Here is a 13,537-nt window from a genome sequence, read left to right as displayed (position 1 = left end):
GACAGTCTCGATGCCCCGTCGGCGCCGATCAGCGCGGCGCGCGGACGCTTTCAGCGGATCGGCGGGATACGGATCTGGCCGGCGCGGCACTGGTTTTTAACGCCTTTGCCGCACTCGCCAAAGTCCAGGTCCTTGGTCAGGCAGACCCGGACTTCGGAAAGCTCGGGGCCGCTGCAGAGAATGGCGATGCCGTTTTCGGCGATCCCCGGGTTGCTCTGGCGAAACTGCTGGGCAATCTGCGTGGCTTCAAAGTAACGCACCGCGGTCGAAGGCTGCAGCGCTTGCGGTATCTGCACCGTCGCCAGGGCCTTGTCCGTCGCATCCAGGTAACCCATGCCCCCCAGGCCACTGCAGGTGCCGTGCTTGGTCCATTCGTGGTTCATCAGTTTGGCGGTGGGAAACAGGGTCAGTCCCTTGGCCCGCTCATCCTGCGTCAGCGGGGTCAAGGGTGGGCAGGACTGGGGCCAGCCGCCCTTGGCGTATTGCGGCCACAGACCGTGGAGGACAAACCCATAGCCCTTGCCCGAGCACTGTTCGTTCTCCGGATGCATCAGGCAAAAGGTCGGTGACCAGGACAAAGCCAGCAGGTAGTAGTCAAAAGCCCCCGCCACCGACTCGCGCTGCTGTTTGGGCTGACGCGCGTCGCTGATGCCCACCATCCCCAGGGTCAGCACCAAGGCTGCCATCAGGGCAAAAAACTTTCTCATCGTTACCTCTCCTAGGGATATCGGATTGTCCTGGCCACGCCATCGGGGTGCAGCTGCAGGCACACAGCTTCACTTTCTTGGCATGCCGGGGTTGCAGGAACATGACATTCGCCGCGCCGTGCCCCGGCAAAGCCGGCCAGGCGCGACGACCGCCGAGCGAGCGTCGGCCGAGGCGCCAGCGGGACACTGCGCCAGGGCCTGGGGCGGCGCGCGGTGCGAAAGATGACGGAACAACCGGGCACAGATCAAGAGCGGCGATCAGTGCCCGATGTCCAGAGACGGCCCTGGGGCTTCAGGCACGCTGACAAAAATGCTGTAGTGCCCCCCTTCCATGGCTTCAAAAGCAATCAGCTTCTGGACCAGCGGCTCGCTGATCACCTTGCCGGCATTGAGCAGCAGCATGCCGTTGTCGGCATTGAGGTTGCGCCGCAGGACCATCCCCGCCTGCAGATCACGGGTGCCCAGCACCCGGACCGTCGGATCATCGACGGTCACGTCATTGAGGTAGGCAGCACAGACCCGAACAAAGCCTTCCACCATGTTCGGGTCATACAGACGGCCGGCGTACTTGCGAATGAACAGCAAAGCCTCGTCGCTGTTCATCCGCCGCTCCAGAATCAACCCGCACTGCAACTCGATGAAGTCCACCACCAGCTTCAGTAGCCGGGCGCCCCAGGGAATCGCCTCGCCCCGCAGATGCTGGGGAAAGCCGCTGCCATCCCAGCGTTCCTGATGATGGAGGATCAGCCGCGCCGCATCCTGCATCGGCTCCAGCGTCATCAGCAGCGACTCGCTCTGGGAGGGATAGGCCCGATAGCGCTCCTGATCGGCGTGCCGCAACAGCTCCGCCGGAGCGGCCAGCATGGCATCGCTCCAGCTCAGCTTGCCGATGTTGTACAAGGCGGCGGCCATGGTCAGGTCACGGCTGGCGGTTTCGTCCAGGCCGTAGCTTGCGCAACAGGCGCGCACCAGTTCGATGATCTTGCGGTTGGTCTGCTTGTCCGCCGGCAGGCGCAGGTTGGCCAGCAGCGAGAACACCTCAGTGCCGGTCACATAGCTGTGCTTGAGCTCTTCATAGGCCAGGTCCAGCATGTCGGCGGTCTGTTGCAGCTCGGCGGTCCGGGACGCCACGCGCTTTTCCAGTTCGGCGTTGCTCACCTTGAGCTGGCGGTTCTGCTCCAGCACCAGTTGCTGCAGGCGCTTGAGCTCGCGCTCGGCGTGCTGGTATTCCAGGGTCTGGCGCAGGATCAGCAGCAGCTCTTCGTCGTTCCAGGGTTTGCTCAGGTACTGGTGGATCTGCCCTTCGTTGACGGCCTTGACGATGGTGCTCAGGTCGGCGTAGCCGGTGAGCAGAATCCTGCGGGTGGCCGGGTAGCCCTCGCGCACCCGGGCCAGCAGGGTGGCGCCGTCCATGTCGGGCATGCGCGCATCGCTCATCACCAGGTCAACGGGACGCTGGGCCAGGATTTCCAGGGCCCTGGCACCGCTGTCGGCCAGCAGCACTTCATAGGGCTGGCTGCGTAGCAGGCGCCGCAGGCTGTTGAGGATCGATTCTTCGTCATCCACCAGCAACAGGCTTGGACGCTGTCCTGGTTCGGTGGGCTGCAACTCTTCCATGGTGGGTCCCCCTGTCCTGCATCTCGTTCCCCGGACAGCTCCGCCCGGCCAGCGCCCAGCGGCGCTACAGCCCAGACAATCCTAGCTATTTTTTTGATTTTCACCCGGGGATGTAAATCGAAAAAACCTCGTACGGCGCATGTTCCAGTGACTATGCTCACAGCGTTGGACGCGCGCTCAGAACACTAGGGAAAGTCAATGGACACTGGCTGCGACGCACAGACAAGTTCGCAAGACCCCTCGGACTCACCATCTGCGAGCGTCAACCGACGGGTGCTGATTGTGGATGACAGCCTCTCCATTCATGAAGACTTCCACAAGATCCTCATGCCCTCGCAGAACCTGGCCCTGAGCCAGGTCGAAGACCAGTTGTTCGGCAGCGTCCCCCCCCGCCCGCTCCAGGTGTTCAGCCTGGATTCGGCGTTCCAGGGTCGCGAGGCCCTGGCCATGGTCGAGTCGGCCCTGGCCCGAGACACCCCCTATGCCATGGCCTTCATCGACATGCGCATGCCGCCGGGCTGGGACGGCCTGGAAACCATCGAGCAATTGTGGAAGGTCGACCCGGATCTGCAGATCGCGCTGTGTACCGCCTATTCGGACTATTCCTGGGAAACCATGGCCGAGCGCCTGGCCTTTGGCGACCAGTTGCTGATCCTGAAAAAGCCCTTCGACAGCCTGGAAATCCGCCAGATGGCCAGTGCCCTGACCTGGAAGTGGCAGATGACCCAGGATGCGCGGCACAAGCTCGACGATCTGCAGCGCACCATCGAGGAACGGGTCGCGGAACTGCTCAAGGTCTCCTACCTGCTGCACTACGATACCCTCACCGGGTTGCCCTCCAGCGCCTTGCTCGGCGATCGCCTGGGCCAGGCAATGGCTCGGGCCCGGCGTTATGGGCAACAGCTGGCGGTGATGTTCCTCGGGCTGGACCGTTTCAAGCGGATCAACAATGCCCTGGGCTACCCGGCCGGCGACGAGTTGCTCAAGAGGATCGCCCACAGCCTGCAGCACGGCATGCGCGAGTCGGACTCGGTGTTCCGCTACGGCTCCGACGAATTCGTGGTGCTGCTCCATGATCAGGAGCCGCCGCCCCAGGTCCGTAGCGTCGCCGAAAAGCTCCTGGCGACGGTGAGCCAGCCCCACGATGTGGCCGGGCACGACCTGCGGGTCACCGCCAGCCTGGGGATCAGCCTCTACCCCGAGGATGGCCAGGATGCCCTGAGCCTGATCAAGAAGGCCGAAATGGCCATGCGCAACAGCAAGGAGCAGGCACCGGGGGGCTACGGTTTCTTTACCGAGGACATGACCCACCGCGCCCGGGAACGCCAACACCTGGAATCGGGCATCCGCCAGGCCCTGGAGCGCCAGGAGTTGAGTTTGCACTACCAGCCCAAGATCCACCTGGCCTCGGGCCAGGTGGTGGGCGCCGAAGCGCTGATTCGCTGGTTCAGCCCACAACAGGGCTGGATCAGCCCCGCCCAGTTCATTCCAGTGGCCGAGGACAGTGGCCTGATCAACCGGATCAGTCAGTGGGTAGTGGGCGAAGCTACCCGCCAGTCCCGTGCCTGGCAGCAGGCGGGACTGGCGCCGATCCGCCTGTCGGTCAACCTCTCGGCCAGCGACTTCAGGCAACCGCAGTTGCTCCAGCAGTTGCAGCGCGCACTGCTGGACAGTGCCCTGGACCCGACCCTGCTGGAACTGGAAATCACCGAAGGGGTACTGATGCAGAACGTCGAAGCCACCCTCGCCACCCTGCAAGCCATCAAGGCCCTGGGGGTGCGCCTGGCGGTAGACGATTTCGGCACCGGCTATTCCAGCCTCAGCTACCTGCGCAAGTTCCCGGTGGACGTGCTGAAGATCGACCAGTCCTTCATCCATGGCCTGAGTCACGAGCCCAAGGACGCCGCCCTGGTCAGCGCGATTATCCAACTGGGGCGCAGCCTGAACCTGAGCATCATCGCCGAAGGGGTGGAAACCCAGGAACAACTGGCGTTCCTCAAGCAACAGGGCTGCGAGGAAGGCCAGGGCTATTACTTCAGCAAGGCCCTGCCGGCCGACAGTTTTGCCCGCCTGCTGCGGGCCCAGGCGTCTCAGAAGCAGGTAGCCGACCATGACCGCTGAACAGCAGCCCAGACAACGCCAACGCCGCTCGCACAGCCTCATCGGCCTGCTGTTCTGGGCGATGGCCGCTGTCGCCCCGCCGGCCTTCCCGGCACCGCTGGACGAACCGCTCAAGCCCCTGCCCGCAGTACCCACCCTCGATCCCCAGCGGGTGGAGCTGGGCAGGCGGCTGTTCAACGAGCCGCGCCTGTCCCTGGACAACAGCCTCTCTTGCGCCAGCTGTCATCGGCTGGACCAGGGTGGGGCCGACGCACAGGTCAAGTCCCAAGGCATCAAGGGCCAGCTCTCCCAGGTCAACACCCCCAGTGTGTTCAACGCTGCGCTGAACTTTCGCCAGTTCTGGGACGGTCGCGTCGAGACCCTCCAGGCGCAGATCGACAACGTGGTGCAAAGCCCCACCGAGATGGGCAACAACTGGCCCAACCTGCTGCGCACCCTGAATGACGACGCCAGCTACCGCCAGGCCTTCGGCGCGCTGTACCCGGACGCCATCACCGCGGCCAACGTGCAGGACGCCCTGGCCAGTTATGAACGGACGCTGCTCAGTGCCGGCTCGCGCTTCGACCAGTACCTGCAAGGCAACACCGAGATCCTCAGCCAGGAGGAGAAGTACGGCTACCAGCGGTTCAAGGACTACGGCTGCATCGCCTGCCATCAAGGGGTCAATATCGGCGGCAACATGTTCCAGAAGTTCGGCGTGATGAATGACTACTTTGCCGACCGGGGCAACCCCACCGACGCCGACCTGGGGCGTTTCCTGATCACCGGCGACGAGCAGGACCGCAACGTGTTCAAGGTCCCCAGCCTGCGCAATGTGGCGGTCACTGCCCCCTACTTCCACGACGGCTCGGCAAAAACCCTGGAACAGGCCGTGGAGGTGATGTTCAAGTACCAGTTGGGCCGTACCCCCAACCCCCAGGACACCCGCCTGATCGTCAAGTTTCTCCAGACCCTCACCGGGCAATGGCAGGGCAAGCCGCTATGAAGTTGCGCCGCCGCTGGCCCTCCACGCTCCTGACCCTGGTGGCCCTGGGCCTGGTCCTGGCGCTGGCGTTGCTCTACTTCAAGACCATGATCGGCCAATCCCCGAACTTCGCCCTGTCCCGGGACCTGATCGGCCAGATCAAGCAATTGAACGCCCAATGGGAAACCGAAGTGCTCAAGGCGCGCATCGCCATTACCCACGACTACGATCCGCTGGTGCAGCCGGTGCAGCAGATCAACCAGGTGTGGCAGCACTTCGATCAGCTCTCGCAACAGGGTCACAGCGACCCGGCGGCCTGGCAGGCCAGTCACCAGGCGTTCCTCAATGCCTTCCAGGAAAAAGCCGGCCTGGTGGAACGGTTCAAATCCCACAACGCGGTGCTGCGCAACTCCCTGGCATTCCTGCCCTACGCCGAGGACGACATCCAGCGCCGGCTGGCCGACCTCGATGATCAGCAGCGACTGGCGCTGCAGAATTTTGCCATCGACACCTACGACCTGCTGCTCAGCAGCCTGGAGTTCGCCCAGATCTCCAGCAGCGACAAAGCCGCGGACATCCTGGTAGGGCTGAACAAACTGACGGTCAACAAGGAACGCCTGCCCCCCGCCATGCAAGAACCGGTGGACATCCTCAGCAAGCACGTCGCCGTGATCCTGCGCGAGCAGCCGGTGGTCAATGAACTGCTGGAGCGGCTCACCTCGGTCCCGGTGGCCGAACGCCTGGACGACATCACCCGCCTGCTCAACCACGACCAGCTCCAGGCCGACCTGCAGGACCAGAAGTCCCACCAGTATCTGCTGGCATTCTCGGTGCTGCTGGTGCTGTTGATCCTCTATCTGGCGATCCGCCTGATCAGCAGCTTTGCCGTCATCCGTCGGGTCAACACCGCCCTGCAGAGCGCCAATGAACACCTGGAGCAGCGGGTCGAGGAACGCACCCGGGAACTCAAGGAGGCCCAGAGCGAGTTGCTGGACGCCGCGCGCCAGGCCGGCATGGCGGAAATCGCCACCAATGTCCTGCACAACGTCGGCAACGTGCTCAACAGCGTGAACATCTCCAGCGAGATGCTCAGCCGCACCCTGCGCTCCAGCAAGGCTCAGGGCCTGGGCAAGGCGATGGAACTGATCAATCAGCATCAACATGATCTGGGGCATTTTTTCAGTGAGGACGAAAAAGGCAAGCTGCTCCCCGGCTACCTCAACCAACTGGTACAAGCCATTGCCAGCGAGCAACAGGGCATGAGCAGCGAACTGGCCCAGCTTGGGCGCAGCGTCGACCACATCAAGGAAATCGTCGCCACCCAGCAGTCCTACGCCGGGGCCTCGCGGCTGATCGAGCCGTTGCAGGTCGGCGAACTGATCGATGACGCCTTGCGCATGAACTCCGGCGCCCTGGCCCGGCATCAGGTTACGGTGGTCAAGGACTACACCCAGGTGCCACCGGTCCTGGGCGACAAGCACCGCCTGCTGCTGATCCTGATCAACCTGATCAGCAACGCCAAGTACGCCATGTCCGATCTCGACGAACACTCCCGGACCCTGACCCTGAGTGCCCATGTGATCGACAACCGGACCTTGCGCATTCAAGTCCGCGACCGCGGCGAAGGCATTGCCGCCGAGAACCTGACGCGAATCTTTGCCCACGGTTTCACCACCCGCAAGGAAGGACACGGCTTCGGCCTGCACAGTTGCGCCCTGGCCGCCATGGAAATGGACGGACAGCTCAGCGTGCACAGTGACGGGCCGGGGCTGGGAGCGACCTTTACCCTGGACATACCGCTGATCAGCGCTGAGGGCCAATGATGGACGATCTGAGCAACCGGCGAATTCTGCTGATCGACGACACCCCGTCGATCCACGACGACTTTCGCAAGATCCTCACCCCGCCTGCGGCGGACGCCAACAGCCTGGACGACCTGGAAGCGCAGTTGTTCGGCGCCCAGGCCAAGCCCCGACAACAGCCCTTTGAACTGGACTCGGCCTACGGCGGCCAGGAAGGCTTGAACAAGGTCTGCCAGGCCCTGGAACAGCAGCGCCCCTATGCCCTGGCCTTCGTCGACATGCGCATGCCCCAGGGCTGGGACGGAGCCCAGACCATCGAGCGCCTCTGGCAAGAGGACCCGCGCCTGCAGGTGGTGGTGTGCACCGCCTATTCCGACTACTCCTGGGAGGACCTGCTGGAGCGTCTGCACGGCCACAACCGCCTGCTGATCCTGAAGAAGCCCTTCGACAACATCGAAGTCCAGCAGATGGCCAGCACCCTCACCAGCAAATGGGAGATGACCGCCCGTGCACTGCTGCAGATGCACCATCTCGAAGACCTGGTGGAGCAGCGCACCGAGGACCTGAGACAGGCCGGCGCGGCCCTGCAACAGGAAATCGACGAGCGCAAGCAACTGGAAAACCAGCTGGTGCAATCGGAGAAACTGGCCTCCCTCGGGCAACTGGCGGCCGGGGTCGCCCACGAGATCAACAACCCCATCGGCTTCGTCGCCTCCAATCTCGGCAGCCTGGCGGGCTACCTGGAACAGATCAGCCAGCTGCTCACGGCCTATCGCCAGAGTGAAGAGGCCATCGCCGCGCCGGAGTTGCGCAAGCGCCTGCAAAGCCTGCGCGAAAGCATCGACCTGGACTTTCTCCAGGAGGACATCCCGCTGCTGATCAAGGAGTCCAAGGACGGCATCGGCCGGGTCGAGCAGATCGTCAAGGACCTGAAGAATTTCTCCCGGGTCGACAGCGACCAGCATTGGCAAATGGCGGACCTGCAGCAGGGCATCGACTCGACCCTGAACATCGTCGCCAGCGAACTCAAGTACAAGGCCGACCTGATCAAGCACTACCAGCCGCTGCCAGAGATCGAGTGCCTGCCCTCCCAGCTCAATCAGGTGGTGATGAACCTGGTGATCAATGCCGCCCAGGCCATAGGCCCCGAGCGCGGCACCATCACCCTGAGCAACGGCGTGGCAGGCGAGCGGGTCTGGCTGGAAGTCAGCGACAGTGGCTGCGGCATCGACGAGCAGCACCTGCAGAAGATCTTCGACCCCTTTTTCACCACCAAGCCGGTGGGCCAGGGCACCGGGCTGGGCCTGTCGCTGTCCTACGGGATCGTCAAGAAACACGGCGGGCAAATCAGCGTCCGCAGCCAGTTGGGGGTGGGCAGCACCTTTCGGGTGGAACTGCCGATCCGTCAGGGCCCCCATCGTCCGGACCCGGTCTGAGCCGGGCACGCCCTCCCCGTCCCTGGCGCTGATTGCGAGCGCGGCACAACGGCCAGCGAGCGCTGCAAGGTCCGCCTTAAGTGGTAAAGCGGCTGGCCTGGGACAGCTCGGTGCACAGCCTCACCCAGGCGTCGCTGTCCAGAGGCGGACTCAGGTGCGGCCCCTGGGCCTGATCGCACTGAATGTCCTGCAGCGCCTGGTACTGCTCCGGGCTTTCCACACCTTCGGCAATCACCTTCAGATTCAAGGCATGCCCCAGATCGACGATGGCCTGGACAATCGAATGCCCGGCCTGATTGCCGCCCAGTCCCGCCACCAGGCTGCTGTCGATCTTCAGGCCGTCCAGGGGAAAGGTCCGCAGGTACTGCAATGCCGAGTAGCCACTGCCGAAATCGTCCATCAGCAGTTGCACCCCAAGGGCCTTGAGCCCCTGCATGATCTCCAGCACCTGGCGACCGTCGTCCAGCAGCGCCTTGTCGGTCATTTCCAGCACCAGCCGCGAGGGCGCCAGCCCGCTCTGACCCAGGACGGTCCTGATCCTGGCCACCAGTTGCCCGCGCTGGAACTCGGCGGCCGACAGGTTGACCGCCAGCAGCAGGCGTTCGGGCCAGGCCCGGGCCGCGCGGCAGGCGGCGTGCAGCACCCAGTTGCTCAAGGGCAGGATCAGCCCGGTGTCCTCGGCAATCGGTAAGAACACCTCGGGCCCCAGCAGCCCACGCTGAGGATGCCGCCAGTGCACCACCGCCTCGGCGCCCACCAGCTGTCCGTCCGCCAGCCGATAGCGTGGCTGGAACTGCAGCAGCAACTGATCCTGCTCGATGGCGTGGCGCAGGTCGCGCTCCAGGCCGCGGCGTTCGATGATCCGCACATTCATGTCGCTGGCATAGAACCGCCAGGTACTGCGCCCCGCCGCCTTGGCCTCATACAGGGCGATGTCGGCAAAACGCAGCAGCTCCTCCGCCAGGCTGGCATCCACCGGCGCCCGGGCAATGCCGATGCTGGCACTGATGAAGACTTCATGCTCGGCAATGTAGAACGGCTCTTCGATCCGCTCGATCAGGCGCCGGCACAGGCCTTCGATCTCGGGTTGGGCAACCTGCCCCGGGACCACCAGGACAAACTCGTCGCCCCCGACCCGGGCCACCAGATCCTCGCCCCGCAGGCATTGGGCCAGACGCTGGGACACCTCATGCAGCACCTGGTCGCCCGCCGCATGCCCCAGCAGATCGTTCACCGGCTTGAAGCGATCGAGGTCGACGCTGAGCATCAACAAGGGCTCCTGCAGGGTCGGCAGGGCCAACAGCTTGCCTTCGAGAAACTCCTGCATGCGCGTACGGTTGGCCAGTCCGGTGAGGGCATCGTGCTGGGACAGGTACTCGATCCGCCGCCTTGCGGCGACCTCCTCGGTGATGTCGCTGGCAGTGCCCCGATAACCACCGGCGGCCATGGCTCGCACCGAAAGGCGGCAGATCCGCGGCTGCCGGTGGCCATCCAGGTAAGCGCATTGCAGGATCGCCTGGGAACGCCGCTCCGGGGCCGCCAGCCAGTTGAGCAGCGACCCCTGCTCGGAGCTCAGCAGCTCGTTCATCGGCCGCCCCAGCGCAGACTCCCGGGAGAGCCCGGTGACCACCTCGAAACGCTCGGACAAGTAGGTGAAACACAAGTGCCGGTCCACTTCCCAGATCCAGTCGGACGCTGCTTCGGCGACGTCGCGAAAGCGTTCTTCACTGGCCAGCAAGGCGCTACGACTGACCCGCAGGGCCTGGACCTGATCGTCCATGACCCGGGCCGCCGCGCCGGCCCGGCGCAACAGAAAGCCGGCCATGATGCCCGCCAGCAGGCCCGCCAACAGCAGCAACGGCATCACCAGTACCAGCAACTGATGCCCGGGGCGTGTCGGTTGCCATTGCAGGACTCCGGCGCCGTCGGGCAGGGTCAGGGACGGCAGTGCGGCGGCCTGCGCGGGGCCGGCCACCTGCAACTGTTCGATGCCCAGTCCCTGCCCCAGCGCCAACAATCGCGACGGTTCCAGGCGCGCAACGAAAATCAGCACCGACTGAGGCCCGCTGTCGGCACGCACTTGCGGGTCGTTGCCTGGGTTCAACAGGTCGGCCACCACCAGCGCCGGGGTCCCGGCGATGGCATGGTAACGGCTGATGGCCTTGCCGCCGGCTTGCGAACGTACCTCCTGCACCAGGGGCGCCAGCTGTTCCCCCAGCCAGTCCCGGGCATCCATCGACTCCAATCGCCCAGCCACCAGGGAGTACACGGTGCGGCCTGCCGGACTGATCACGAACACGCCGTCAAAACCCAGGTCGTGGTACAGGGTCGGACCGAAGTTCTGCCGGGTGTAGGCCCAGTCGAGGTCGACCTGCAGGTGCAGGTGCTGGTAGGCGTCACCCCACAGGGCATAGTCCTTGAGCGTGGTGCGGGCATTGCTGTCCAGCGATTGCAGGGCCTTTTCGATATCCAGGCGATTGTGCTGTTCGGCGGAAAGGTTCTGGTCGAGGGCGATGTACACCAGCAGCAAGCCGGTGAAGAGGAACAGCGCCAGCAGCAGCCCCGAGCACCCCAGCAAGGTGGCACGAGTCAGCGCCTGATTGGAGGTGCTGCGTCCTTGAGATGGGTCCTGACCGAGGTTTTCCATAATGCTCCAGGCGCCATGGCGACAAACCGACCGGTGAGGCCCTGCCCCACACAGTCCTTGACGAAGCTCGCGCTTGCCTATTGACGATAGACAGTATTTTCCCGCGGGGCCTGGAAATGCCGGGTGCACGAAGGCTGCGGCTGTGGTGAGGGGGTTCTTGAAAGGTGGGGTGCAGGTGCGGTGCTGGCGCTGACGGCCAGCGCAGGCGATCGATCCGACCACCCGCGCTGCACTGAATCAGTCGTCGGAATCAGCCCGGAGCGCGCCCGGCGTCACAGCCGGCAATTGCTCCACCCGGTGATAGACACTCAGGCCCAGGCGCTCGGCGACCCGCACCATGGCGTCGCAGCCCGCCGAGGCCGCGCCGATGCGCAGCACGGCATCACAGCGCTCCAGCAAGCGTTCGGCATAGGCGTGGAACTGCGCGTTGTAGATCTCATCGCCCACCGCCAGGGACCCCGCCAACCGGGTCATGGGCAACGCCACCCACTCCCCCAGCACCGGAAAATGCCCGGCCGCCAGCACCTGGGCGGCGCATTGCTCCATGGCCGCGACATTGCGTGCCAGCACTGCCGGATCGTCGCCGCTGCCAGAACGGTACGGGCCGGCCACCAGCACCATCAGGCTGCGCGGCTTGAGCACATGCAGCTGCAGGTATTGCAGGAGCATGATGGTCTTGCCGTCGACGATTTCGCCGCTGTCGATCATGCCCAGGGCCTGGTCGATGTCCAGCTCCAGGACCTCGATGTCCTCGCCTTCGTGCTCCAGTCCGCCGCCTTCATCGATGCGGTCCTCGGCCTGGTAATGACCGATGAAGAAATGCACCCGCTCGGTCACTGAACCCGGGCTCATGAAGGCCTCGAAAACCTTCTGCACCTCGCCTACCCGGCAACCGGTTTCCTCCTGCGCTTCCTGACGGATGCGCACCTCCGGGCTGACGTTGTCCAGCAGGCCGGCAGCGGTCTCGATCAGGTAGCCGTGGTGGTCGTTGACGAAAGCCGGCATGCGGAACTGCCGGGTCAGCAGCACCGTGCGCCGCTTGAGGTTGTACAGCAGGATGGTCGCGCCATTGCCCCGGTCATAGACCTCACGGTCCTGGGCCTGCCAGCTGCCGTCGCGGCGACGCAGCTCGAAGCTGTACTTCTTCAGCACGTACCAATTATCAGAAAGGGTCTGTTCGGCGGTGATGCGAATCGATGCCTCGCTCATGGCTGCTCCTGAGAGTCTGGGCTGAAGGGGCGAAACCCCGAGAGTTGTTCCAGCAACTGCGCGCGATAGGCTGGCGTCAAGACCAACCCGTCCGCCGCCTGGCGCATTTGGCCGCCGGCCAGCCGTGCCCGAAACCAGTCGCGGATGAAGTCCGGGGCGTAGCCACCGGTGCCGAAGCCCTTGGCGAAGGCGATCATGTCGCAGTAGACCTGCAGGTACGACTCTTCGTCGTTGACCGGATAGCAGTTGCGGTACAGCCAGAACTGCAGGTCATACAGCAGTTGCGACAGCGGATCGGCATGCAGCGCGAAGTAGCGTTTTTCATGGACGATGCGCAAGGCGATCTGGCGGATCAGCGGCCCCAGGTCGGGCACTTCGTGGAACTGTTCGAGCAACTCCTCCAGCAGCGCTGAGAACGGCGCGCTGGCGACCTTGTCCAGATCGTCCAGGTAATCCTGCTCCGAGGTGTCGTAGACCTCGGGGGACACCAGAGCGCGGATAAAGGCCTCGAAGTTCGGCGCCAGCACGGTCACTGCGTAGTCGCGTTCCTGGTCCACGTGCACCACCCGCGGCTCGCCCTCGGGGCCGCATTCGCGGTAGTCCAGAGCCACCATGTCGTGCCCGGCAGACGGGCAATTGCAGATGTACACCCCGAGGTCCGGGTAACCCCATTTCTCGATTTTGAAACGACTGCCCAGGCTGCCGCCCAACGAATAGGCGGTGTCGCGGCCAATGCTCAGGAAGCTGTCGATCGCGCAGTGGTCCTCAGCCCAGGAGGTGCCTTGTTCGGTGGGGCAACAGCACAGGTGCGGGCGCCCGCCGTTGTAGCGATTCATGAACGCCACATAGGACGGCGGCAGGCGATAGCCCAGCTCGGCTTGCAGCTCGGCGATCATGGCGGCGCTGGCCGGTGCCTGGTTGATCTTGCAGTGGGTGGCCCTGTCCCAGAACGCGTCCAGGTCGATATCGTGGGGGAAGTCGCTCATCCGATGCATCCGTTGCGATTTAAAGGTCGGCCTGCGCCGAAAGCGGCA

General features: G+C 64.3%; 9 protein-coding genes. 4 read left to right on the top strand and 5 right to left on the bottom strand.

What is annotated here, in order from left to right; all coding sequences use genetic code 11:
* Positions 1-50: 50 nt before the first annotated feature.
* Positions 51-707 (bottom strand): ribonuclease T2 family protein, encoded by a 657-nt coding sequence (locus KHO49_RS28185; protein ID WP_213666269.1) that lies wholly within the window; start codon positions 705-707, stop codon positions 51-53.
* A gap of 258 nt (positions 708-965) precedes the next feature.
* Complete coding sequence (gene nosR, locus KHO49_RS28180; protein ID WP_102879650.1) at positions 966-2,324, bottom strand: response regulator c-di-GMP phosphodiesterase, NosR family; 1,359 nt, start codon at positions 2,322-2,324, stop codon at positions 966-968.
* Positions 2,325-2,522: 198 nt separating this feature from the next.
* On the opposite strand from nosR, the gene KHO49_RS28175 reads away from it, so the two are divergent.
* From KHO49_RS28175 to KHO49_RS28160, 4 genes are read left to right on the top strand one after another with little or no spacing between them, the layout of a single operon-like run.
* Positions 2,523-4,445 (top strand): putative bifunctional diguanylate cyclase/phosphodiesterase, encoded by a 1,923-nt coding sequence (locus KHO49_RS28175; RefSeq protein WP_213666268.1) that lies wholly within the window; start codon positions 2,523-2,525, stop codon positions 4,443-4,445.
* Positions 4,435-5,430, top strand: a complete 996-nt coding sequence (locus KHO49_RS28170; RefSeq protein ID WP_170002477.1) for a cytochrome-c peroxidase — start codon at positions 4,435-4,437, stop codon at positions 5,428-5,430. The genes KHO49_RS28175 and KHO49_RS28170 overlap by 11 nt, the downstream gene beginning before the upstream one ends.
* Entirely contained in the window at positions 5,427-7,232 is a 1,806-nt protein-coding gene (locus KHO49_RS28165) for a DAHL domain-containing sensor histidine kinase (RefSeq protein WP_213666267.1), read from the top strand. Before KHO49_RS28170 ends, KHO49_RS28165 begins: the two co-directional genes overlap by 4 nt.
* Positions 7,232-8,647, top strand: coding sequence for an ATP-binding protein (locus tag KHO49_RS28160; protein ID WP_213666508.1), 1,416 nt, complete (start codon positions 7,232-7,234; stop codon positions 8,645-8,647). Before KHO49_RS28165 ends, KHO49_RS28160 begins: the two co-directional genes overlap by 1 nt.
* Before the next feature lie 76 nt (positions 8,648-8,723).
* Here KHO49_RS28160 and KHO49_RS28155 read toward each other — a convergent pair whose 3' ends face one another.
* The 3 genes from KHO49_RS28155 to KHO49_RS28145 form a co-directional block, all read right to left on the bottom strand.
* The gene (locus KHO49_RS28155) at positions 8,724-11,294 is read right to left on the bottom strand and encodes a bifunctional diguanylate cyclase/phosphodiesterase (protein ID WP_213666266.1); all 2,571 of its coding nucleotides are present in this window, start codon (positions 11,292-11,294) and stop codon (positions 8,724-8,726) included.
* A 237-nt stretch (positions 11,295-11,531) separates the two neighbouring features.
* Complete coding sequence (gene nudK / locus KHO49_RS28150; RefSeq protein ID WP_213666265.1) at positions 11,532-12,503, bottom strand: GDP-mannose pyrophosphatase NudK; 972 nt, start codon at positions 12,501-12,503, stop codon at positions 11,532-11,534.
* The gene (locus tag KHO49_RS28145) at positions 12,500-13,489 is read right to left on the bottom strand and encodes an SMI1/KNR4 family protein (RefSeq protein WP_213666264.1); all 990 of its coding nucleotides are present in this window, start codon (positions 13,487-13,489) and stop codon (positions 12,500-12,502) included. Before KHO49_RS28145 ends, nudK begins: the two co-directional genes overlap by 4 nt.
* Positions 13,490-13,537 lie beyond the last annotated feature (48 nt).

The organism is Pseudomonas sp. RC4D1, from assembly GCF_018390395.1.
Lineage (GTDB): Bacteria > Pseudomonadota > Gammaproteobacteria > Pseudomonadales > Pseudomonadaceae > Aquipseudomonas > Aquipseudomonas danubii.
The sequence above is the reverse complement of the archived record's forward strand: the minus strand, read 5'-3'. Positions and strand labels throughout refer to the sequence as shown.